This window comes from Pseudomonas sp. SBT1-2, assembly GCF_028640875.1.
In the GTDB taxonomy this organism is placed as follows: domain Bacteria; phylum Pseudomonadota; class Gammaproteobacteria; order Pseudomonadales; family Pseudomonadaceae; genus Aquipseudomonas; species Aquipseudomonas chlororaphis_I.
The window spans coordinates 64860-86746 of record NZ_JAQZAA010000045.1 but is presented as its reverse complement, the minus strand read 5'-3'; the positions used below and the strand labels follow the sequence as shown (position 1 = coordinate 86746).

Sequence of the window (21887 nt, the reverse complement as noted above, 5' to 3'; positions counted from 1 at the left end):
GCTGCCTATCGGGATGAGTCCCCGGGATGAATCTCCGGGGTAGATATCCGGGGTGGGGAGGCATGCCTGGTTCGTGCGTACTCCTGTCAGTGGGTTCAATCCTTCATCTGCAAGGCCCACTGCCGGGCATACAGCCCGTCCAGGGCGAGCAGCTGTTCGTGGGTGCCCTGTTCGAGCACCCGGCCCTGGTCGATGACCAGGATCCGGTCGGCGTGGCGCAGGGTATTGAGCCGGTGGGCCACGCTGATCACCGTGCGGCCCTGGGCGATGCCTTGCAGGTTGGCCATCACCGCCGCTTCCGACTCGTAGTCCAGGGCGCTGGTGGCTTCGTCCAGGAGCAGGATCCCGGGGTTGCTCAGCAGGGCCCGGGCCAGGGCGATGCGCTGGCGCTGGCCGCCGGAAAGCTGGCCGCCGCGCTCGCCGACCTGGGTCTCGTAGCCCTGGGCCAGGGCCTCGATAAAGGTCGCCGCCCCCGCCAGGCTGGCGGCGTGCTGCACCTCGGCATCGCTGGCCTGGGGCCGGCACAGGCGGATGTTCTCGGCCACGCTGCCGGCGAACAGCACGCTTTCCTGCAGCACCACGCTCATGTTGCGGCGCAGGGCCACCGGGTCGGCGATGGCCAGGTCGATGCCGTCCACCAGCACCCGGCCGTGCTGCGGCACATAGAGGCGCTGCAACAGGCGCGTCAGGGTCGACTTGCCGGAACCGGAAGGCCCGGTGATGCCGACGAACTCCCCCGGCTGGATCTCCAGGTCGAGGCTGCGCAGGATCTCCTGGCCGTCCTCCTCATAACGAAAGCGCACGCCCTGGAAACTCACCCCGCCCTGCAGCGCCGGCACCGAGGCCAGGCCGCCGCTGCCGCTTTCGCACTCGGTGTCGAGAATGTCGCCCAGGCGCCGCAGGGAAATCAGGGTGTGCTGGAAGTCCTGCCAGACCTGGGCCAGGCGCAGGATCGGCTCCACCACATGGCCGGCCAGCATGTTGAAGGCCACCAGTTGGCCGGGGCTCAACTGGCCGTCCAGCACCAGCATCACCCCCCACCACAGCAACAGCGCCGCGGTGAGTTTCTGGATCACGCCAATGCCCTGCCCGGCCCAGATGCCGACGATGCGGGTGTGGAACGCCGCGCGCACATAGGCCGCCAGCTGGCGTTGCCACTGCTGCTGGAAGCCGCCTTCGATGGCCCCGGTCTTGATGGTCTCGATGCCGGTCACGGCCTCGGTGAGAAAGGCGGTGTTGGCCGCGTTCAACTCGTATTCGCGCAAGGCCCGGCTGCGCAGCAAGGGCCCCACGCACAGCCAGAACAGGAAGTACAAGGCCAGGGAGCCGACCACCACCCAGGTCAGCAGCGGTGCGTAGGCATACATCACGGCGATGAACAGCCCGCAGAAGGCCAGGTCCAGCACCAGGGTCAGGGCCGAGCCGGTGAGGAACTGGCGGATCTGCTGCATCTCGCCGACCCGGGCGATGATCTCGCCGGTCTGCCGGCCCTGGAAGTAACCCAGCGGCAGCTGGATCAGATGCTGGTACAGGCGCGCGGACAATTCGGCGTTGATCCGGCTCGCCACGTTGCTGAACAGCCAGGAACGCAGCAGGCCGAACAGCGGTTCGAACAGCGCCAGGGCCAGCATGGCGATGCCCAGCACCTGCAGGCTGGACAAGCCGCGGCTGACCAGGACCCGGTCGATGATGTTCTCGAACAGCAGCGGCGTGACCAGCGCCACCAGTTGCAGCATCAGCGACACCAGCAGCACGCTGCGAAACTGCCGCCCGTGCTTGAGGATCGAGGGCAGGAACCAGCCGATGCCAAAACCGCGCGCCTTGGGCTCGACATGCCGCTCGGCGAGCAGCAGCACCTGGCCCTGCCAGAGCGCTGCCAGCTCCTCGCGAGACAAGCTCTGGCACTGCCCCTGCAACGGCCAGAACAGCCGCACCTGGTCGCCATCCACCGCGTCCAGCACCGCCCAGCCCTGGCTGGTTTCCAGCAGCGCCGGCAACGGCAGGTGCTGCAAGCGCTGCACCTGGCTTTGCACCGCCCGCGCCCGCAGGCCGATCCAGCCGGCGCAGCGCCGCAGGTCGAGGCTGTCGGCCAGGCCCTCGACCCGCCCCAGGCGGTGGTTCAGTTGCGCCGCGCTGATGCTCAGGTCGAACCGCCGGGCGGCCCAGGCCAGGGCGTGCAGGCCGGTATCAAGGACAGTCGGCGACTGTTCGGCCGCGGGATTGAAGGCGGTGGTCATGCTCAACGCTCCCGCAACGCTTCGGACTGATACTCGCGAATCGGGCTCAGCAGGTAATTGATCACCCGCCGTTCGCCCGTGCGGATCTCGCCGGTCACGCTCATCCCGGCCTGCAAGGGCATCCACCCCTGCCCCGCGGCGATCGCGGCGCGCTCCAGGCGGATCCGCGTCGGGAACACCAGGCCCAGCTGTTCATCCTTGATGGCGTCGCCGGAGACATGCTCGACCGTGCCGCGCAAGGTGCCGTAGCGGGTGTAGGGAAAGGCGTCGACCTTGATCTCCACCGGCTGGCCGGCCCTGACGAAACCGACGTCCTTGTTCAACACCATGACCTCGGCATCCAGCTCGGCCCCCTCGGGCACGATCACCAGCAGTTGCTGCGCCGGTTGCACCGCGCCGCCCAGGGTATGCACCGCCAGTTGCTGGACCACCCCGTCCACCGGCGCCAGCAGGGTTTGCAGGCGCTGCCGGTCGCGGCCGCGGATCAGTTGCTGTTCAAGCACGGCGACATCCTGGTGGCTGCGGTTGAGCAGGTCGTGCTGCTCGCGCTGGGTCCTGGCCAGGAAGCTGTCGCGCTGCTCCCGGCGGTTCTGCGCCTGGGCCTTGAGCACCTGCAGCTCGGCATGTTGCTGGGCCAGGGAACGCTCGACCTCCAGTTGCTCCTTTTCCTGCTCGAGCAATTCGACCCGGGGCATCAACTGTTCGGCCGCCATCGCCCGCCGCGCATCGAGGCGCCGGCGGACGTTGCTGGCCAGCTTGCCCAGGGCGGCGATCTCGCTGTTGCGGGCCTGCTGGCTGGCCTGGTTGATGGCGATCTCGGCATTGAGGCTGTCGAGGTTGGCGCGGATCTCCTTCCAGGTGCTCGCCAACTGCTCCCGCGCCGCCGCGAGCTGTTCCGCGTCCAGGCCGTCCGGCGCCTGGTAGCTGCCCAGCGGGTCCGGGGTCAGCAGCGCGCGCGCCCGGGCCAACTCCAGGCGCTTGAACGCCAGTTGCGCACGCAACTCGCTCAACTCGGCGTCGATGCCGATCGGGTTCAGCGCCACCAGCACGTCGCCAGCCTTGACCCGCTGCCCGTCACGCACGTGGATGGCCCGCACTTCGCCGGCCTCATGGGCCTGGATCACCTTGGTGTAGCTGGAGACCATCAGGCGCCCGGCCGCGCTGGCGTGAATGTCGAGGAAACCGAGGATCGCCCAGCCCAGGGCCAACAGGATCGACAGGATCAACAGCAGTGCCGTACCCCGGGCCCACGGCGCGGGCGGGCGCTCGACGATCTCCAGGTAACCGGGCTGGAACTCGTATTCGTCGCGGCTGCGTTTGAGCAGCGCCGGCGCCTCGCGCAGCTGCTGCCAGGCGCGTCGCAAGGGGATCAATAAGCCACGCATCATTCGGCCTCCGTGCGCAGCGCCTGTTGCAGCGCCCACAAGCGCGCATAACAGCCGCCGTTGGCCAGCAGTTCATGATGGCTGCCCGACTCGCTGATACGCCCCTGCTCCAGGGCGATGATGCGTTGGCAATGGCGTACCGCGGACAGGCGGTGGGCGATGATGATCACCGTGCGGCCTTCGGCGATGCGCGCCATGTTGTCCTGGATCAGCGCCTGGGATTCGTCGTCCAGGGCGCTGGTGGCCTCGTCGAAAATCAGGATCCGCGGGTCGCCCATCAACGCGCGGGCAATGGCGATGCGTTGCCGCTGGCCACCGGACAGCGAGCTGCCGGCCTCGGCCAGCACCGTGTCGTAGCCCAGCGGCAGGCGCAGGATGAAATCATGGGCGCCGGCCAGGCGCGCCGCGGCGATCACGCTTTCCAGGGAGGCCGTGGGATGGCGCAAGGCGATGTTGTGCCGCACGCTGCGGTTGAACAGGTAGTTTTCCTGCAGCACCACGCCGATCTGGCTGCGCAACCAGGCCGGTTGCAGCTGTTGCAGCGGCATGCCGTCAATCAGGATGCGCCCGGCATCCGGGGTGTAGAGTTTTTGCAGCAGGCGGGTCAGCGTGCTCTTGCCCGACCCCGACGGCCCGACGATGCCCAGGGTCTGGCCGGCGGCGATATGCAGGTCCAGGCCACGCAGCACCAGCTCCAGTTCCGGGCGGTAGCGGAACCTCACCTGCTCGATGCGCACCTCGCCGCGCAAGGCCTGCGCCGGGCGCTGGTCACCCTCGGCCTGCTCCACCGGCAGGTTGAGCATGTCGCCCAGCTTGTCCACCGACACCCGCACCCGGACGAACTGCTGCCAGACCTCGATCAGCTTGGCCAGGGGCTGGCTGACGTGGGACAGCATCATGTTGAAGGCGATCAATTGGCCAATGCTCATCTGCAGGTCGATGACCTTGCTCGCCCCCCAGCAGATCACCGCCACCGCCGTGACTTTCTGCAACAGCGTGACCATCTGGCTGATCGCGCTGCCCAGGGTCTGGCTGGCAAAACCGGCCTCGACCATCTCCGCCGTCTGCGCCTCCCAGCGCCGCTGCATGCGCGGCTCCACCGCCAGGCTCTTGATGGTTTCGCTGCTGCTCACGCTTTCATTGAGAAAGGCCGTGTTGCGCGCGGCGCTGTAGAACTGCCGCTCGATGCGTTTCTCCAGCGGGCCGCTGCTGGCCCAGGCCAGCAGCACATACAGCGGCAGGGTCAGCAGCACCAGCAGCGTCAGCGGCCAGGAGATCCAGGCCATGACCGCGAAAAACACCAGGGTGAAGGCCACATCCACACAGAGGGTCAGCAGGGAGCCGGTGAGGAACTCACGGATGCTGTCCAGTTCCTGCACCCGAGTGATGATCGCGCCTACCTGGCGCTGCTTGAAGTACAGCAGCGGCAGGCCGAGCAGGTGGCGGAACAGCTTGACCCCAAGGCCGATATCGATGCGATTGGCGGTGTGCGCCGAGAGGTATTCGCGCAAGCCCTTGAGCAGCACCTCGAACAGGCCGACCACCACCAGGGTCATCACCAGCACGTCGAGGGTCGACAGCGCCCGGTGCACCATGACCTTGTCCATCACCGCCTGGAAGAACAACGGCGTTGCCAGGGCCAGCACTTGCAGCAGCAACGAGCACAGCAGCACTTCGCCGAGTATCCGCCGGTGGCGCAGCAGCTCCGGAACGAACCAGGACAGATCAAAACGCAGGCCGCCCTGGCGCAGGCGAATCACCTCGCCGCTCCACTCTTCGGCCAACTGCGTGCGATCGAGCACATCCGGGGTATGGGCTGCAGGTCGCTGCACCAGGGCCTGCGCGTCGGACAGCCGGGCCAGCAGGATGAAAGCGCCGCTGCGGTCGCGCCAGACCAGGGGCAGCATCTTCGGGCTCAGCCGGGCCAGCGCCAGACGCTCCAGGCGCAGATCGACGCCGGCGCCCCGGGCGTAGTCCTTGAGCGCCCGGCGCAGGTCGCGCTCGTTTCCCGGGTCGGCGGCCTGTGGCGCCCGCTCCTGGGTCAGTTGCAGCAGCAGGTGGCAACAGGCCAGGGCCGAATGGACGGCAGCCGTGGCGGAGAGCTCCGCCATGGCGGGGCATTCGACAGGGACTGGCTGCGGGGGTATTGCGGGATTGACTGACATAGACCACTCGTTTCAAGACCCTCGCGGCAAGAACAAGGGTGCATGGAGATACGAAACCAGTCTGCGGCAGCTGTCCGGGAATGATAATCAGCCACGGGGTTGAAAGCTTTTAAGCAAAACTTAATCAACCGCAACGCCGCCTTGGGCCCGGGCGGCCGGTCATGTTCCGGGCAAAAAAAAGCCGGACTCGCGTCCGGCTTTCTGTCAGCTCATGGCTCAGGCGGCGTCCGGCCTGTGCATCAGCACCCGGGTCACCCGCCGCTCTTCCACCGTCACCACCTGCAGCGTCCAGTCCTGCCATTGCAGCCGGTCGCCAATCACCGGCAAGCGGTCCAGCAGGCTCATCACCAGCCCGGCCAGGGTCTGGTAGTCCTCGGTGGCTTCGGCGTTGAAGCCGGTGCGCTGGCGAATCTGCGCCAGGTTCAAGGCACCGCTGACCATGAAACCGCCCTGCTCTTCGACAATGTCCGGGCCTTCGATTTCGCTGGCGTCGGGCAGCTCGCCGGCGATGGATTCGAGGATGTCGGTCATGCTCAGCACGCCGACGAAATCGCCGAATTCGTTGATCACGAACGCGATGTGGGTCGAGGCCTTGCGCATCTGTTCCAGGGCGTTGAGGATCGAGAAGCTGTCCAGCAGGTTGATCGCCGTGCGCGCCAGGTGCTCCAGGTTCGGCTCGTTACCGGCCAGGTATTCCTTGAGCAGTTCCTTCTTGTGCACGAAGCCCAGCGGCTCTTCCACCGCGCCGTCGCGAATCAGCGGCAGGCGCGAGTAGGACGAATGCATCAGCTTGTTGCGGATGGCTTCGGCATCGTCGGCCAGGTCGATGTAGTCGACGTCGGCGCGCACGGTCATCAGGCTGCGGATCGGCCGTTCGGCCAGTTGCAGCACGCCACTGATCATCACCCGCTCGCGGCGGTCGAACAGCTCGGCGCTCGGCGCTTGGCCATTGTCCAGCAGGTCGACGATCTCCTCGCCCACCTCCTCCACCGCCAGCTGGCGACCGCCCAGCAGGCGCATCACCGCATGGGCCGTGCGCTCACGCATCGGCCGCAGGCCCTGCATGGATTTCTTGCGACGGGCACGGGCGATCTGGTTGAACAGCTCGATCAGGATCGAGAAGCCGATGGCCGCGTACAGGTAGCCTTTGGGAATGTGGAAACCCAGGCCTTCGGCAGTCAGGGCAAAACCGATCATCATCAAGAAGCCCAGGCACAGCATGATCACCGTCGGATGGGCGTTGACGAAGCGGGTCAGCGGCTTGCTGGCGACAATCATCAAGCCGATGGAAATGATCACCGCGATCATCATCACCGCCAGTTCGTCGACCATGCCCACGGCGGTGATCACCGCGTCCAGGGAGAACACCGCATCGAGCACCACGATCTGCGCCACGATCGGCCAGAACAGCGCGTAAGCGGCGTTGCCGGCGCGCTGGCTGACATGGCCTTCCAGGCGTTCATGCAACTCCATGGTGGCCTTGAACAACAGAAACACACCGCCGAACAGCATGATCAGGTCACGGCCGGAGAAGCTCTTGCCGAACACCTCGAACAGCGGCGCGGTCAGGGTCACCAACCAGGAAATGCTCGCCAGCAGGCCCAGGCGCATGATCAGCGCCAGGGACAGGCCGATGATCCGCGCGCGGTCACGCTGATGGGGCGGCAACTTGTCCGCAAGGATCGCGATAAACACCAGGTTGTCGATACCCAGCACCAGCTCCAGCACGATCAGGGTCAACAGGCCAAGCCAGGCCGTGGGGTCCATTATCCATTCCATAAAAACGACTCTATCTCTCCAGTGAAATCAGACAGCCGGGCACGGCAAGGCAAGGCCACAAGGCCTTGGAACGGCGAACGCAGGCCAGCGCCCAACGGTTGCGACAACCGGCGGCGAGCAGCGCAAAACAGCAGGTTCGGGGTAACGGCTGCGCCTTATGACGGGCGAAAGGCGCCGTAAGGCGGATCGAGCGGGGAAAGAATGAGGCGTCCGGGAACAGGGACGACTGGGAGGCTCCGAGAGGGTGTTCATGCAAGTCCTGTGAAGAAAAACGGACTTGAATCCTACAACCTCAAGGGAGATTTCCTATCGGGAAATCATTTCAAGATCTTATCGGGCACTGCCTGGGCCAGCGTTATCGCGAACCGGCCCACGCCTGCAAAGGCCATCTTTTGCAGGAGCAGGCTGGCCCGTGAAGCGCTCTGGCGACCTCAGCCCTTACGGGTCGCATCGTCCAACGCGAGGATGGTATGGGCATTGGTCACGGTGGTCGCCAGGGTGTTGATCACTCCGGAACGCAAGGCGCCCAGAGTCGCGGCGGCCTTGGTGTTCTCACTGGCGATGGCCACCACATCGGGAATGCGCACCAACTCCTGCACGGTCAGGCCGATCACCCGGCCCTGGATGGCGTTGACCGCCGGCTGGCCATGAATGTCGATGAAGTCGTAGCCCATCATGTCGCCCACGGTTCCGGACAGCCGCGCCTGGGCGATTTCCTGGGGCGAGAACCAGCCCATGCGCACCATGTTGCTGTTCTCGCTCATGTCGCCGATGCCGATCAGCGCGATGTCGGCGCGCCGGGCGCGGTCCAGGGTCGAACGCACGGTGTCGTTGCTGATCAGCACGCTGCGCAGTTCCGGGTTGGCCACCAGCGCCGGGGCGTACAGGGTTTCGCTTTCCGCGCCGAAACGCAGGGCCAGGCGCCGGCAGATATGGTCGGGGTTCATGTACTCGCCAGCGCGCAACGAGCCGCCGATGGCGCAGACGAAGGTGCAGTTGCGGGTCACCGGCAGGAACACGTTGTCGGCCACCGCGCCGACATTGCGGCCCATGCCGACGGCGACGATCATGCCGTCGCTCAGGGTCTTGTTCAGGTAGTTGGCCACCAGGCTGGCCACCGCCGAGCGCTGGGTGTCGGGGTCGCTGTGGTCGACCGCGATCAGCGCCCGGTCCAGCTGGAAGCGCTCCACCAGCGCCTGCTCCAGCTCGTTGTTCATCGCCGGATGCTGCAACACCCGGACCTCGACTATGCCTTCGTCCCGCGCGCGCTTGAGCAGGCGGCTGACCTTGGCCCGGGACAGGTCGAAGCGCTTGGCGATGGCCTCCTGAGTGACGTTCTCAAGGTAATAGAGCATCGCCACCTCGGTCATCAGATCGATGTCGCTGGCTCCGCGCGGGGTACTGTCACTCATGTGGACTGGCTTCCGTATGGGCATCAAAGGCGCATTCTCTCTAGTCGATGCAGGTCGCGTCTACAGCCGGTTCTGCCCCATGGGCAGCGGGCTCCACGGCAGCCGGCGCCTACCGGTGGCCGTCGCGCTCGATGGCGTTGATCCGCTCGACCTTGGCCCCCGAGCGCGCGGACTCGAACTCCGACTCGAGGAACGACTTGACGATGCTCTTGGCCAGCTCGGCCCCCACCACCCGCGCGCCGATGGAGAGAATCTGTGCATCGTTGCTCTTGCGTGCGCGCTCGGCCGAATAGGTGTCGTGGGCCTGGGCCGCGCGGATGCCCGGCACCTTGTTGGCCGAGATGGCCATGCCGATGCCCGTGCCGCAGACCAGCACCCCCAGGCGGTGATGCCCGGCGCCGATGGCCGTGGCCACCGCCAGGGCAATGTCCGGATAGAGCACCGGTTCCAGGGAATGGGTGCCGAAGTCCTCCACCGGATGGCCCAGGGTCTCGATATGGCGCTTGAGCAACTCCTTGAGCTCGAAACCCGCTTCATCACATCCGATGGCCACTGAAAAGGCTGTGTTCATGGCATTTCGCTCCGCTGTCTGGGTGAGAGCAAGACTGATCATATGATCACTATATGAAACTTTGTTCAGCCATTTCTCAGGCATTCACCCCCTGACTGTCAAGCAGGATTTACCTGACAGCCGAGTCAAAGCCCTACACAAAGGGTTACGAATGCACGAGTGACCGCCGATACAGATTTACCGTGAAAGAGATTGACTGATCAGAATTTCATTTGATACACATATGATCACAGCGAAACATGACTCTGCGACCTAATAAGAATTCACAGCACGAGGACACGCCGATGGCCACGCCATTACTGCTCCAGGCTGAACATGTCGCCAAGGCCTATGCCGGGATCCCTGCCCTGCGCGATGGCCGCCTCGCCCTGCGTGCCGGCAGCGTGCATGCCCTGTGCGGCGGCAACGGCGCCGGCAAATCCACCTTCCTCAGCATCCTGATGGGCATCACCCAGCGTGACGCCGGCAGCATTGCGCTCAACGGTCGCCCGGTGCAGTTCAATCGCCCCGGCGAGGCGCTGGCCGCCGGGGTGGCGATGATCACCCAGGAGCTGGAACCGATTCCCTACATGAGCGTCGCCGAGAACATCTGGCTCGGCCGTGAACCGCGCCGCGCCGGCTGCATCGTCGACCGCAAGGCCCTCAACCGGCGCACCCGCGAGCTGCTGGAAAGCCTGGAGTTCGAGGTCGACCCCGACAGCCCCATGCACCGCTTGAGCGTGGCCCAGGTGCAACTGGTGGAAATCGCCAAGGCCTTCAGCCATGACTGCCAGGTGATGATCATGGACGAGCCGACCTCGGCCATCGGCGAGCGCGAAGCCGAGACCCTGTTCAAGGCCATCCGCCGCCTCACCGCCCGCGGCGCCGGGATCGTCTATGTCTCGCACCGCTTGAGCGAGCTGGCGCAGATCGCCGACGACTACAGCATCTTCCGCGACGGCGCCTTCGTCGAAAGCGGGCGCATGGCCGACATCGATCGCGCCCACCTGGTGCGCGGCATCGTCGGCCAGGAACTGCAACGCATCGACCACAAGGTCGGGCGCGAATGCGCGGCGCACAATTGCCTGGAAGTCCAGGGACTGAGCCGCGACGGCGAGTTCCAGGACATCAGCCTGCAACTGCGCCAGGGCGAGATCCTCGGCATCTACGGCTTGATGGGCTCGGGCCGCAGCGAATTCCTCAACTGCCTCTATGGCCTCACCGAACCCGACGCCGGCACGGTCAGCCTGCAAGGCCGGCCGCTGCCGGTCGGCGTACCGGCGGCGACCATTCGCGCCGGCCTGTCGCTGGTCACCGAAGACCGCAAGGACAGCGGCCTGGTGCTCAGTAGCAGCATCCTGTCCAACATTGCCCTGTCGGCCTACCGGCAGCTGTCGAGCTGGTCGCTGATCAACGCCCGCAAGGAACAGGCGCTGGCCCGGGACATGGTCAAGCGCCTGCAGATCAAGATCTCCTCCCTGGATCTGCCGGTGGCCTCCATGAGCGGCGGCAACCAGCAGAAGGTGGTGCTCGCCAAGTGCCTGTCGACCCAGCCGGTGTGCCTGCTGTGCGACGAACCGACCCGAGGCATCGACGAAGGCGCCAAGCAGGAGATCTACCACCTGCTGGACGAGTTCGTGCGGGCTGGCGGCGCGGCCATAGTGGTCTCGTCCGAAGCCCCGGAACTGCTCCACCTGAGCGATCGCATCGCGGTGTTCAAGGGTGGCCGCCTGGTCACCATCAGCACCGATACCGCTCTTTCCCAGGAAGCCCTGCTGAGTCTCGCCTCATGAACGCCAAGACCCTTGTCCCCCCTGCCGCCACACCCGCCGCCACCGCCTCCACCGCCGTCGGCCCGGCACCCCGCAGCCGCCTGCGCCTGGCCCTCGACCGCTTCGGCCTGCCGCTGGTTTTCATCCTGCTGTGCGTGGTCATGGCCTTTGCCAGCGAGTACTTCATGACCTGGCGCAACTGGATGGACATCCTGCGCCAGACCTCGATCAACGGCATTCTCGCGGTGGGCATGACCTACGTGATCCTGACCAAGGGCATCGACCTCTCGGTGGGTTCGATCCTCGCCTTCGCCGGCCTGTGCAGCGCCCTGGTGGCCACCCAGGGCTATGGGTTGCTGGCCGCGGTCAGCGCCGGGATGTTCGCCGGGGCGATGCTCGGGGTGGTCAACGGCTTCATGGTCGCCAACCTGTCGATCCCGCCCTTTGTCGCCACCCTCGGCATGCTCAGCATCGCCCGTGGCATGACCTTCATTCTCAATGACGGCAGCCCGGTCACCGACCTGCCGGACAACTACCTGGCCCTGGGCATCGGCAAGATCGGCCCGGTGGGCGTGCCGGTCGTGATCTTCGCCGTGGTCGCGCTGATCTTCTGGATGGTCCTGCGCTACACCACCTACGGCCGCTACGTGTACGCGGTGGGCGGCAACGAAAAGAGCGCCCGCACCTCAGGGATCGGCGTACGCAAGGTGATGTTCTCGGTGTACGTGGTCTCGGGCCTGCTGGCGGGCCTGGCCGGCGTGGTGCTCTCGGCCCGCACCACCTCCGCCCTGCCCCAGGCCGGCACTTCCTATGAACTGGACGCCATCGCCGCGGTGGTGATCGGCGGTACCAGCCTCTCCGGCGGCACCGGCAGCATTGTCGGCACCCTGTTCGGCGCGTTGTTGATCGGTGTGATCAACAACGGCCTGAACCTGCTCGGGGTGTCTTCCTATTACCAGCAAGTCGCCAAGGGTTTGATCATCGTGTTCGCGGTGCTCATCGATGTCTGGCGCAAGAAGAAACGTTGACTCCCCCCGTCCTTTCCATGGCACGACTACAACAATAACGGAGCTCCCCATGAAGCTTTCCTCCACCCCCTTTGGCACCTCCCTGTTCGCCCTGGCCACGGCCTCCCTGCTCGCCAGCGGCATGGCCCTGGCCGAGGGCAAGCCCTACAAGATCGGCGCCGCGGTCTACGGCCTCAAGGGCCAGTTCATGCAGAACTGGGTACGCGAGTTGAAGCAGCATCCGGCGGTCAAGGACGGCACGGTGCAGATCACCGTGTTCGACGGCAACTACGACGCGCTGACCCAGAACAACCAGATCGAAACCATGGTCACCCAGCGCTACGACGCGATCATCTTCGTGCCGATCGACACCAAGGCCGGCGTCGGCGCCGTGGCCCGCGCCCAGGAAAACGACATTCCGGTGATCGCCTCCAATACCAAGGTCGCCAGCGCCAGCGTGCCCTATGTCGGCAACGATGACGTCGAGGGCGGCCGCCTGCAGGCCCAGGCCATGGTCGACAAGCTCCAGGGCAAGGGCAACGTGGTGATCATCCAGGGCCCGATCGGCCAGTCGGCACAGATCGACCGCGAGAAAGGCGAGATGGAAGTGCTGAAGAAGAACCCCGGGATCAAGGTCATCGAAATGAAGACCGCCAACTGGTCGCGCGCCGAGGCCCTGTCGCTGACCGAGGACTGGCTCAATGCCCACCCCAACGGCGGCATCTCCGGGATCATCGCGCAAAACGACGACATGGCCCTCGGCGCCCTGCAGGCCGTGAAGTCCCGCGGCCTGTCGCCGAGCGACGTGCCGGTGACCTCCATCGACGGCATGCCGGATGCGATCCAGGCGGCGAAAAAAGGCGAAGTCACCACCTTCCTGCAAGACGCCCAGGCCCAGTCCCAGGGCGCCCTGGACGTGGCCCTGCGCACCCTGGCCGGCAAGGACTACAAGCCGCAGTCGGTGATCTGGGAGCGTTATGCCCAGGACGTGAAATGGGAAGACGGCACCGACAAGCTGTACATCCTGCCGTGGGTGCCGGTAACCAATAGCAATGCCGACAGCCTGTACCAGCAGGTCGCCGGCAGCAAATAACCCCCTCTGTAGGAGCGAGGCTTGCCCGCGATAGCGTCCTTGCAATCGACGCATGCGTGGCTATGAGTCCGCCATCGCGGGCAAGCCTCGCTCCTACGAGACAGCGGTATTTTCAGCCATTCGTTTGCCATACAGGAGTCAACATCATGTCCGGATTCTGGGATCAGGCCTTCGACCTCAGCGGTCGCTGCGCGGTGATCACCGGTGGCGCCGCCGGGATCGGCCTGGCCTGCGCCACGCTGCTGGTGGAGCGCGGCGCCAAGGTAGCGCTGCTGGATCGCGACCCGGAGGTCGTCGAGATCGCCGCCCGCCTCGGCGCCGGGCACCTGGGGCTGGCCCTCGACCTGCGCCAGCTGGACCAGGTGCAGCATGCCGTGGACCGGGTCGCCGAGTACTTCGGGCGCCTGGATTTCCTGGTCAACAGCGCCGGCGTCGCCCTGCTGGACAAGGCCCTGGAAGTCAACGAAAACGCCTGGGACACCACCCTGGATATCAACCTCAAGGCCAGCTTTTTCGTTGCCCAGGCCTGCGCCCGGCACATGCTCGAACGAGGCAGCGGACGCATCGTCAACCTCGCCTCCCAGGCCGCCGTCATCGGCCTGGACCGGCACGTGGCCTATTGCGCGAGCAAGGCCGCGGTGGTGGGCATGACCAAGGTCCTGGCCATGGAATGGGCCGCCCACGGCATCAACGTCAACGCCGTCTCGCCGACCATAGTCGAGACCGCCCTGGGCAAGAAGGCCTGGGCCGGCGAACTGGGCGAGCGGGCCAAATCGCAGATCCCGGTCGGCCGTTTCGCCCAGCCCGAGGAAATCGCCGGGCTGGTGCTGTACCTGCTCAGCGACGCCGCGCAGATGATCACCGGAGAGAACGTGGTGATCGATGGCGGCTACAGCATCCAGTAATCGAGCGTTACTCCCATTCATGCAGTGAGGCCCGTCGCCATGTCCACCTTGTCCGCCGAACACCTGTCACCCGAGATTCCCAGCACCATGCAGGCCGTGGTCTGCCACGGCCCCGAAGACTACCGCCTGGAACAGGTGCCGGTGCCGACACCCGGCCCGGACGAAATCCTGACCAAGGTCGAGCTGTGCGGCATCTGCATGGGCGACATCAAGACCTACCGTGGCGCCCCCTCCTTCTGGGGCGACGCCGAGCAGCCGCGCTACGTCAAGCCGCCGATGATCCCCGGCCATGAGTTCGTCTGCCGCGTGGTGGCCCTGGGGCCGGGCGCGGAAAAACGCGGGGTGCAGGTCGGCGACCGGGTGATCTCCGAACAGATAGTGCCATGCTGGGGCTGCCGCTTCTGCAACCACGGCCAGTACTGGATGTGCCAGAAGCACGACCTGTACGGTTTCCAGAACAATGTCCAGGGCGCCATGGCGCAGTACATGATCTTCACCAGGGAAGGCATCGTGCACAAAGTGCCGGATGAGATTCCGCCGGACGAAGCCATCCTCATCGAACCCCTGGCCTGCTCGCTGCACGCCGCCGAGCGCGCCGACGTCGGTTTCGACGACATAGTGGTAGTGGCCGGCGCCGGCACCCTGGGGCTGGGCATCATCGGCGCGGTGCGGATGCGCAACCCCAAGCGCCTGATCGTCCTCGACATGAAGCCCGAGCGCGCCGAGCTGGCCCTGCGCCTGGGTGCCGATGAAGTCTGGAACCCGGCCCAGGAGAACGTGCTGGAAAAGATACGCGCGATCACCGACGGCTATGGTTGCGACATCTATATCGAAGCCACCGGCCACCACAAGGCTGTCAACCAGGGCCTGGCGATGCTGCGCAAGCTCGGGCGTTTCGTCGAGTTCAGCGTGTTCAACGACGAAGCCACGGTGGACTGGTCGATCATTGGCGACCGCAAGGAACTGGACGTGCTCGGTTCGCACCTGGGGCCCTACATGTACCCACGGGCCATCGACTTTATCGGCAAGCGCAAGATCGACATGCGCGACGTGGTCACCCACACCTTTGCCCTGGCCGACTTCAAGCAGGCCTTCGCGGTGATGGAGCGCGGCGACCGATCATTGAAGGTGGTGCTCAAGCCCTGAGGCCCCACTGCCTTCCAACCGGTTCGCCGACAAGCCCGCACCCGCGGACTCTCCCACTCCCTCCACGGGAGGCGAGCTTGCCGGCGATTCACTGCACAGCCGTGCAGCTAACAGGAACAAGGAAACCGCGTCATGAATCGAGTGATCAACGATCCGGACCAGGTGGTCGAGGACATGCTGCAAGGCATCCTCCTGGCCCACCCCGAACTGGCCCAATACGAGGCCAACCCACGGGTCATCCGCAAGCGCCGCCTCTCTCCGATCGGCCAGGTGGGCATCGTCACTGGCGGCGGCTCCGGCCATGAGCCGGCCTTTCTCGGCTATGTCGGCCCTGGCCTGGTGGACGCCGTGGCGGTCGGCGAAATCTTCTCCTCGCCCACCGCCAAGAGCTTCTTCGACGCCTTCCGCGCCGCCGACCAGGGCGCGGGCGTGGCCTGCCTGTACGGCAACTACGCCGGCGACAACATGAACGTCAAGCTGGCGATGAAGATGGCCGCCAGCAAGGACATGCGGATCCGCACCGTGGTGGCCAACGACGACGTGGCCTCCGCGCCCCGTGAAGAGATCGGCAAACGCCGCGGCGTGGCGGGCGAGATCTTCATGTGGAAAGTCGGCGGCGCGGCGGCCGCCAAAGGTTATGACCTGGACGGGGTGATCGGCGTCGCGCAAAAGGCCGTCGACCAGTGCCGTTCCATCGGGGTCGGTCTCACGCCCTGCACCATTGCCGCGGTGGGCAAGCCGAACTTCCAGATCGCCGACGGCATGATGGAACTGGGCATCGGCCACCATGGCGAACCTGGCATCCAGGTTGTACCGGTCGAGTCCGCCGCCGCCATGGCCGAGCGCATGCTCGCGCCGATCCTCGCCGATCGCGACTTCAGCCGCGACGACAGCGTGGTGGTGCTGGTCTCCGGCCTCGGCGCCACGCCGGTGATGGAGCTGTATATCTTCTACGCCGAAGTCGAGCGCAAACTCAGGGCCAGGGGCCTGAAGATCCATCGTTGCTATGTCGGCAATTACTTCACCTCCCTGGAAATGATGGGCGTGACCCTGACCCTGCTGGGCCTGGACGCCGAACTGAAAACCCTGATCGACCACCCCTGCCGCTCCATCGGCATGACCCAGGCGGAGTGAACCATGAGCCAGCATTTTTCCAGCCTCGACGGCAGCGCCATCGTCAACGACCTGGTGACGGTGATAGTCGCCAACCGTGAATACCTCAGCGAAGTGGATGGCGCCATCGGCGATGGCGACCACGGCATCAACATGGCCAAGGGTTTCGCCCACTGCGGCCGGGCCATCGCCGGCCGCCAGCTGGACCTGGCCGGCGCCCTCGACGAATTGACCCTGAGCCTGATGGAAGGCATCGGCGGCTCCATGGGCCCGCTTTACGGCAGCCTGTTTATCGGCATGGCCGACGAAGTGCGTGGCAGCCAGCAGATTGATGCTGCCCGCTTCGCCCGGCTATTGCGCGGCGGACTGACCTCATTGCAGGACATCACCGACGCCGGAGTAGGCGACAAGTGCCTGATGGATACGCTGATTCCCGCCGTGGAGGCATTCGAACAGGCCGAGGCCGGCGGCGCCTCGTTCAAGGAGGCCCTGCAGCGGATGAAAAGCGCGGCCTCCCAAGGCCGGGATTCGACCCGCGACCTGGTGGCGAAGATCGGCCGCGCCAGTCGCCTGGGCGAACGCTCGCTGGGGGTACTGGATGCCGGCGCCGTGTCCTGCTGCCTGATCCTCACGCAACTGGCGGACTCGATAGAGACGCGCCTGATCTGAAGCCCTGCGCGAGCAGGCTCGCTCCTGCAAAAGCGAGCCTGCCCGGGCACTCAATAGCGTCCGGGCAAAAGCCCGAGCTCCACCAGCTTGATATCGGTGTCACCCACTACCTGCACATGCTGGACGTTCTTCTCGTCCATGATGCCGGGACAGGAAACGACGATGGTTCCCCGGGATGGGATGGGACGCAGTTCAGCGACCTCCGGAAAGTCCGCCGCCGACAGCGGGTGCGGACAATAGCCGATCCAGCCGATGGTCTGCCGGTCCTGGAACACCCGCTGCTTGCGAAAATATTCGTTGGGGGCGACCACGCCCCAGGAAATTTCCGGCCAGAGACCGACCGCCGTGTTCATTAATTCGACAATGCCCTGCCGAGGATCCTGCAGGCAACGGACCAATGTCCCGGCTTCGGAAAACTCGATACCCGCGGGCAACGAGCCGCCGCTTCGTGCGTGATAGGTGATCGAAAGCCCGCCCTTGAGTGGATCGGATATCCCGTTCCACAGCACAAAACTCATGTCGTTGACGTCGAAGTCCGAGTCTTTCCAGGAGGCTATTTCCCGCCGCAGACTGTTCGGGTCGAGGAGCACATTGTGCGTCAGGCCATCATCCTTGCCTTCGGCGCATAAGAACCAGTTCTTGAGGATCGGGTCGATCTCGCCTATCGCCTTGAGAAAGGCCAGGCTCCTGTCGATTTGTTCCTGCTCGGTGACCTGGGCAATCTTCTGCTTATCGAAGCTCAGCTTGAAATTGAAACGTTTGAACGTATCCATGAGCACTCCATCCGGTCTCAGGCCATTAAGTCTGGGTTTTGCTTGTAGAACTCTTCCAGCTCCTTTTCCTCCTGGCGACGCACTTTCTGGTACTCCTCATGCTCCTTGGTGCCGGGCATCGGGTTCCAATAAGCCTTCAGGTTGGTGAGCCCACCCTCCTCGTATTTCTCGGAGCAATACTCGTAAACCACCCGCTGAAGAAAATGCCACTCGAGCATCACCGGCGGGCTGGGCTTGGCCTTGTCTGCCTGCTTGAACGCCTTCACGATCAGGTCCTTCTCAACGTTCTTGGCAGCCTTCGGATACTTGAAACCGAGGAAGATGAAGAATTCGTAGTTGGCCTTGGCTTCTTGCAAGGTACAGCGGTTTTTCACAAAACCATCCCAATCGGTACCACTCCACAGCCACTCCCAGGGAAACGGGAAGTTGGTCACCCACTGCTGGTAGCGGCTCGACAGGTCGCTCATGCTGTGCCCCTTGCCATTGACGGGAATGTACATATGCCCGTCTTCGGGAGGGCATTTCACGCAGTCCTTCTTCTGCCGTTTGCAGTCCCGTTCGGCCTCCTGGGTCCGGTCCCGGGTCCTGGCCGGCGCATCCGTCTTGGGCAAGGCCTCGGGCTTGGGCAACGGCATCGGTTGCGGCATGGGCCTTGGGGGCGGTAGCGGCCGGGGCACCACTTCCGGCGGTGGCGGTGGCACCGGCGACGGCCGGGGCGGCGGCATCGGTAACCGGGTCGGCGCGGGCATGGGTATATCGAAGGGCAGCCTCGGCCCGGTGCGAGGCAACGGCATACGCAACCCGCCGCTGATGGGAGGCGCCAGTTGGGCGACGGATCCGGAAATAAAACTGGTCATTCAGGCATCCCTGTCTTGAGTGCGGCCCGCCAGGCCCGTTGCCCCTGGACGAAATCCATGACGCTTTCATAATCGTGAAAACGCTGCTCCGGGGTGTCGTTTACCGGCCTTTTCATCCACCGGATAAATCCGGGTGTTTCTTCGAAACCGGGAAATTGCAGGCCAAAGCGCATGAAGCTCTCAACCGTATCAGGCTCTTCGATTTGCAGGGCCCAGGCTTTTTCCCGGTAGTCCTTGAGGTACTGGATGGTCTGCCACTGCCCTTTCTGCTCAAGCCACTGAGGATTGTACTGGCGTATCTCGAGCATGATCTTCTCGATCACCTCATTTTGCCGAACCTGTTCCAGCGCTTTCAGCTGGTCTGCCGTCAACTCAAGCATGGCGAGCCTCCTGCCCGACCCGATAGTACGTCTGGTACGCCAGCACCAGTGGCTGCCAGATCTGCCAGCGATCGAGCGGCAACATCAGGGCCATTCGCTGCTCACTGTCCAGGACAGCCTCCAGGCCACGCCGGACGATCGGGTTGTAATAACGAAACAGCGCCCTCCGGCCATCCGGCAGGCGGGTGAACAAATGGGATTTGAGGTGGTTGCTCAATGCCTCGAAAGAGCGCTCGCTCCACAGCCACGAAACCAGCGGCGACTTCTGGTCCCGCTCGATCAGCCAGTCGAGCAGTTGCGTGGCCTCTGCGCTATCCCCTACGAACTCCACCAGTGCCGGCCCGCCACGGCTGATTTCGTCCAGTTCGGTAGCGGCCAGCAACCACTCGACGCGGATCGCCGCCCCGGCCGCGTCCAGGCGATTCTCCAGGGTCATGTAACGGGCGCCATCCACCAGCACATAGAGCCGGGTTTCAGGATGCTGTTCCAGGCAATGACGGATATGGGTGCGAAATTGCAGAACATTCGGATCAGGTCGGCGTCCATTGCCTGAAGCACTCATGGTCAGTTCCCCAGGCTCTGCAGCGGGACAAAGGTTTCATTGCGCTGTGCCGCCGCCAACAGGCACGGCAGGCAAAGCCCGGGAATCTTGACCACTGAAGCGACCGCAGCAGCGCTGACCTGCTGCCCGATGATCACGCTTCCCGATCCGCTCACCACCACATTCCCGTGGTTGCCCGTCGTCCCCAGGGTCGCGACCGGCAATCCATTGATCAGCACATTGGCAACCACGCCACTGACCAGGGCACTGCCACAGGCCGTGGTGTCCGTCATCCGCGCTGCACTGAGCCCATCGAACAATACGTCAGGCGAACCCGAGACAATCGGGTTGCTGGCGTGCCCGGGCAATGGGCAAGCGGTCATATCCGTGACACGGGCCGCAGGTTTTCCACTCATTGGCAATCTCCTTCATCCGTTAGGTATTGCATGTTGTCCCTACGCCATCGATCTGGAAGAGGCCAAAGCGCCAACAGGCATCCTCCACATCGAATAATGCAAGCTGGCTGGCCATCGAACCGGGAGCCTTGACGGGGGGCGACATCTGAAGCGCATCAGCAACAATCCGCTCCATGGCGGCTGGCGCCCAGTCATCCAGTTCGTTGAGCTGCCGGTTGTAGTCCGGTACGCCAACACTTTTATAGGCATTCAGCAGGTACTCGGGTAATTCCGTATCCGACCATTGCAGGTAGTAACCCTGGTCATCCAGGAAGGGCCGGGTCCAGGCAGTCAGCCCGACCGGAATCATTTCCTGTTGATCGGTGCTGAGGAGGCAGTCGCCCTGAGCCGCGAAACCCAGGCAGATATTGAGTTTCAGCCAGCCATCGGCGTGGCTGAGAAGCTGGGTAGGATCGAACAGCCGAAGTGGCACCACACGATAGTGGCGCAGATGGGAAGAACGCAGGTAGATCTCCGCATCCAACCGGGAAATGAACACTCGAACGATGGGTGCATCAGGGTCGCCGACACAGTTTATCTGCACCGGATCCAGGGCAAGATGATCGTGAATGCCTGTGACGGTGACCAAGCCATAAAGACGAATTGAGGATCTCAGTCCTTGAAATCGAACCATCCTGCTTCCTCCAAGCAGCGCGATCTGTCGGTCGCTCCATTGAGTCCGCCACTCTAGCAACGATGAATTGCGCAAGAAGTTGCGCAGTTGCGCTCAAAGCCTTGTGCCCACGGGCCCCGACGAATTCTTTACAAAAAATTTCAAGAGCATTGGCCTCTGACCTGCTCGATATACCGCGCCACCGCGGGCGCCTTTTCGAAGCGGCGGTGGATCAGCGACAGCCAGGACGACGCCGCGCTGCCCTGGATCGGCCGGTACAACACATTGGGCAACCCCACGTGCCCGACCACCGACTCCGGCACCACGGCCACGCCCTGACCCAGGGAGACCAGGGCCAGCACCGCCACCAGGCCGCCGGGCTGCGGCCCCAGTTTCGGCGCATAGCCGCCCTCGGCCGCGACCTGCAAGGTGCCGCTGATCTGCTCCGGAAGCACGAAAGTCTCGTTGTGCAGATGGGCCGGGGCGATCTCCGGCAAGCGTCCCAGCCAGGACTCGGCGGGCAGCGCCAGGACAAAACCTTCGGCATCCAGGCGGACCGCCTCGACCCCTTCGGGCAGGGTCATGGGCGAGCGGATGTAGCCGATGTCGAAGCGTCCCTCGGCCACCAGGGCCGGCAACGCCGCCATCGGGCTTTCGCGCACGCTCAGGCTGACGTCCGGGCAGTCCTGGCTGAAGCGCTGCACCTGTTTTTGCAACAGCCCCGAATACACCGCCGAGGCCACGTAGCCCAACTCGATATGGCCGATCTCGCCGCGCCCGGCGCGCTGGGCGTTACGTTGCGCAAACTCGAACTGGCGCACCGTGGCTTCGGCCTCGCGCACCAGGGCGGCGCCAGCCTCGGTCAGGCTGACCTCGCGCTGCTGGCGCACGAACAAACGGGCGCCCAGGGCCTGCTCCATGTCCTGGATCTGCCGGCTCAGGGTCGGCGGCGCGATGCCCAGCTGTTCGGCGGCGCGGGTGAAATTGCGTTGCCGGGCCACCGCCAGGAAATAGCGGAAATGACGGATTTCCATA

The 21887-nt window shown here is 64.6% G+C and carries 20 protein-coding genes; 7 read left to right on the top strand and 13 right to left on the bottom strand.

The genetic code is table 11. From position 1 onward, the window contains the following. Positions 1-95: 95 nt before the first annotated feature. The 6 genes from PVZ78_RS04600 to rpiB all read right to left on the bottom strand — a co-directional run bounded on the left by PVZ78_RS04600 (position 96) and on the right by rpiB (position 9549). On the bottom strand, positions 96-2237 hold the full coding sequence (locus tag PVZ78_RS04600; RefSeq protein ID WP_210477586.1) for a type I secretion system permease/ATPase: 2142 nt from the start codon (positions 2235-2237) through the stop codon (positions 96-98). Positions 2238-2239: 2 nt separating this feature from the next. Next, a complete protein-coding gene (locus PVZ78_RS04595) occupies positions 2240-3625 on the bottom strand; it encodes an HlyD family type I secretion periplasmic adaptor subunit (RefSeq protein WP_016705329.1) in 1386 nt (461 codons plus the stop codon). Then, the gene (locus tag PVZ78_RS04590) at positions 3622-5733 is read right to left on the bottom strand and encodes a type I secretion system permease/ATPase (protein ID WP_273828282.1); all 2112 of its coding nucleotides are present in this window, start codon (positions 5731-5733) and stop codon (positions 3622-3624) included. Before PVZ78_RS04590 ends, PVZ78_RS04595 begins: the two co-directional genes overlap by 4 nt. 270 nt (positions 5734-6003) lie before the next feature. Continuing rightward, entirely contained in the window at positions 6004-7566 is a 1563-nt protein-coding gene (locus PVZ78_RS04585; protein WP_273828281.1) for a TerC family protein, read from the bottom strand. Positions 7567-7997: 431 nt separating this feature from the next. Next, positions 7998-8978: a sugar-binding transcriptional regulator gene (locus PVZ78_RS04580; RefSeq protein ID WP_016705332.1), complete on the bottom strand. Its 981-nt coding sequence runs from the start codon at positions 8976-8978 to the stop codon at positions 7998-8000. A gap of 109 nt (positions 8979-9087) precedes the next feature. Next, a complete protein-coding gene (rpiB, locus tag PVZ78_RS04575; RefSeq protein WP_016705333.1) occupies positions 9088-9549 on the bottom strand; it encodes a ribose 5-phosphate isomerase B in 462 nt (153 codons plus the stop codon). 284 nt (positions 9550-9833) lie between these two features. On the opposite strand from rpiB, the gene PVZ78_RS04570 reads away from it, so the two are divergent. From PVZ78_RS04570 to dhaL, 7 genes are all read left to right on the top strand, one after another. Beyond that, on the top strand, positions 9834-11321 hold the full coding sequence (locus PVZ78_RS04570; protein WP_110176241.1) for a sugar ABC transporter ATP-binding protein: 1488 nt from the start codon (positions 9834-9836) through the stop codon (positions 11319-11321). Further along, positions 11318-12328: an ABC transporter permease gene (locus tag PVZ78_RS04565; RefSeq protein ID WP_273828280.1), complete on the top strand. Its 1011-nt coding sequence runs from the start codon at positions 11318-11320 to the stop codon at positions 12326-12328. The genes PVZ78_RS04570 and PVZ78_RS04565 overlap by 4 nt, the downstream gene beginning before the upstream one ends. Before the next feature lie 49 nt (positions 12329-12377). Then, positions 12378-13400, top strand: coding sequence for a substrate-binding domain-containing protein (locus PVZ78_RS04560; protein ID WP_273828279.1), 1023 nt, complete (start codon positions 12378-12380; stop codon positions 13398-13400). A gap of 146 nt (positions 13401-13546) precedes the next feature. Then, on the top strand, positions 13547-14305 hold the full coding sequence (locus PVZ78_RS04555) for an SDR family oxidoreductase (protein WP_110175595.1): 759 nt from the start codon (positions 13547-13549) through the stop codon (positions 14303-14305). 39 nt (positions 14306-14344) lie between these two features. Beyond that, positions 14345-15451 carry an erythritol/L-threitol dehydrogenase gene (locus PVZ78_RS04550; protein WP_016705338.1) on the top strand — a complete coding sequence of 369 codons (1107 nt, stop codon included), beginning with the start codon at positions 14345-14347 and terminating at the stop codon, positions 15449-15451. A 132-nt stretch (positions 15452-15583) separates the two neighbouring features. Then, positions 15584-16585 carry a dihydroxyacetone kinase subunit DhaK gene (locus PVZ78_RS04545; RefSeq protein ID WP_101282776.1) on the top strand — a complete coding sequence of 334 codons (1002 nt, stop codon included), beginning with the start codon at positions 15584-15586 and terminating at the stop codon, positions 16583-16585. Between the two features lie 3 nt (positions 16586-16588). After that, positions 16589-17233: a dihydroxyacetone kinase subunit DhaL gene (gene dhaL / locus PVZ78_RS04540; RefSeq protein ID WP_038633491.1), complete on the top strand. Its 645-nt coding sequence runs from the start codon at positions 16589-16591 to the stop codon at positions 17231-17233. 50 nt (positions 17234-17283) lie between these two features. On the opposite strand, the gene PVZ78_RS04535 is transcribed toward dhaL, so the two are convergent. From PVZ78_RS04535 to PVZ78_RS04505, 7 genes are all read right to left on the bottom strand, one after another. Next, the gene (locus PVZ78_RS04535) at positions 17284-18006 is read right to left on the bottom strand and encodes an Imm52 family immunity protein (RefSeq protein WP_038633494.1); all 723 of its coding nucleotides are present in this window, start codon (positions 18004-18006) and stop codon (positions 17284-17286) included. Positions 18007-18023: 17 nt separating this feature from the next. After that, positions 18024-18863 carry a Tox-REase-5 domain-containing protein gene (locus PVZ78_RS04530; RefSeq protein ID WP_269147507.1) on the bottom strand — a complete coding sequence of 280 codons (840 nt, stop codon included), beginning with the start codon at positions 18861-18863 and terminating at the stop codon, positions 18024-18026. After that, positions 18860-19243 (bottom strand): hypothetical protein, encoded by a 384-nt coding sequence (locus PVZ78_RS04525; RefSeq protein ID WP_096374730.1) that lies wholly within the window; start codon positions 19241-19243, stop codon positions 18860-18862. The genes PVZ78_RS04530 and PVZ78_RS04525 overlap by 4 nt, the downstream gene beginning before the upstream one ends. Beyond that, positions 19236-19805 (bottom strand): DUF4123 domain-containing protein, encoded by a 570-nt coding sequence (locus PVZ78_RS04520; protein WP_273828278.1) that lies wholly within the window; start codon positions 19803-19805, stop codon positions 19236-19238. The genes PVZ78_RS04525 and PVZ78_RS04520 overlap by 8 nt, the downstream gene beginning before the upstream one ends. 2 nt (positions 19806-19807) lie before the next feature. Further along, positions 19808-20200, bottom strand: a complete 393-nt coding sequence (locus PVZ78_RS04515) for a PAAR domain-containing protein (protein ID WP_273828277.1) — start codon at positions 20198-20200, stop codon at positions 19808-19810. Between the two features lie 19 nt (positions 20201-20219). Further along, positions 20220-20873 (bottom strand): hypothetical protein, encoded by a 654-nt coding sequence (locus PVZ78_RS04510; protein WP_273828276.1) that lies wholly within the window; start codon positions 20871-20873, stop codon positions 20220-20222. Positions 20874-21013: 140 nt separating this feature from the next. Further along, positions 21014-21886, bottom strand: a complete 873-nt coding sequence (locus tag PVZ78_RS04505; protein ID WP_273828275.1) for a LysR family transcriptional regulator — start codon at positions 21884-21886, stop codon at positions 21014-21016. Position 21887 lies beyond the last annotated feature (1 nt).

Bases quoted from the DNA above. Each gene is read 5' to 3' on its own strand.
- PVZ78_RS04600 (WP_210477586.1), bottom strand. From the start codon at position 2,237: ATGACCACCGCCTTCAATCCCGCGGCCGAACAGTCGCCGACTGTCCTT.
- PVZ78_RS04595 (WP_016705329.1), bottom strand. From the start codon at position 3,625: ATGATGCGTGGCTTATTGATCCCCTTGCGACGCGCCTGGCAGCAGCTG.
- PVZ78_RS04590 (WP_273828282.1), bottom strand. From the start codon at position 5,733: ATGGCGGAGCTCTCCGCCACGGCTGCCGTCCATTCGGCCCTGGCCTGT.
- PVZ78_RS04585 (WP_273828281.1), bottom strand. From the start codon at position 7,566: ATGGAATGGATAATGGACCCCACGGCCTGGCTTGGCCTGTTGACCCTG.
- PVZ78_RS04580 (WP_016705332.1), bottom strand. From the start codon at position 8,978: ATGAGTGACAGTACCCCGCGCGGAGCCAGCGACATCGATCTGATGACC.
- rpiB (WP_016705333.1), bottom strand. From the start codon at position 9,549: ATGAACACAGCCTTTTCAGTGGCCATCGGATGTGATGAAGCGGGTTTC.
- PVZ78_RS04570 (WP_110176241.1), top strand. From the start codon at position 9,834: ATGGCCACGCCATTACTGCTCCAGGCTGAACATGTCGCCAAGGCCTAT.
- PVZ78_RS04565 (WP_273828280.1), top strand. From the start codon at position 11,318: ATGAACGCCAAGACCCTTGTCCCCCCTGCCGCCACACCCGCCGCCACC.
- PVZ78_RS04560 (WP_273828279.1), top strand. From the start codon at position 12,378: ATGAAGCTTTCCTCCACCCCCTTTGGCACCTCCCTGTTCGCCCTGGCC.
- PVZ78_RS04555 (WP_110175595.1), top strand. From the start codon at position 13,547: ATGTCCGGATTCTGGGATCAGGCCTTCGACCTCAGCGGTCGCTGCGCG.
- PVZ78_RS04550 (WP_016705338.1), top strand. From the start codon at position 14,345: ATGTCCACCTTGTCCGCCGAACACCTGTCACCCGAGATTCCCAGCACC.
- PVZ78_RS04545 (WP_101282776.1), top strand. From the start codon at position 15,584: ATGAATCGAGTGATCAACGATCCGGACCAGGTGGTCGAGGACATGCTG.
- dhaL (WP_038633491.1), top strand. From the start codon at position 16,589: ATGAGCCAGCATTTTTCCAGCCTCGACGGCAGCGCCATCGTCAACGAC.
- PVZ78_RS04535 (WP_038633494.1), bottom strand. From the start codon at position 18,006: ATGGATACGTTCAAACGTTTCAATTTCAAGCTGAGCTTCGATAAGCAG.
- PVZ78_RS04530 (WP_269147507.1), bottom strand. From the start codon at position 18,863: ATGACCAGTTTTATTTCCGGATCCGTCGCCCAACTGGCGCCTCCCATC.
- PVZ78_RS04525 (WP_096374730.1), bottom strand. From the start codon at position 19,243: ATGCTTGAGTTGACGGCAGACCAGCTGAAAGCGCTGGAACAGGTTCGG.
- PVZ78_RS04520 (WP_273828278.1), bottom strand. From the start codon at position 19,805: ATGAGTGCTTCAGGCAATGGACGCCGACCTGATCCGAATGTTCTGCAA.
- PVZ78_RS04515 (WP_273828277.1), bottom strand. From the start codon at position 20,200: ATGAGTGGAAAACCTGCGGCCCGTGTCACGGATATGACCGCTTGCCCA.
- PVZ78_RS04510 (WP_273828276.1), bottom strand. From the start codon at position 20,873: ATGGTTCGATTTCAAGGACTGAGATCCTCAATTCGTCTTTATGGCTTG.
- PVZ78_RS04505 (WP_273828275.1), bottom strand. From the start codon at position 21,886: ATGGAAATCCGTCATTTCCGCTATTTCCTGGCGGTGGCCCGGCAACGC.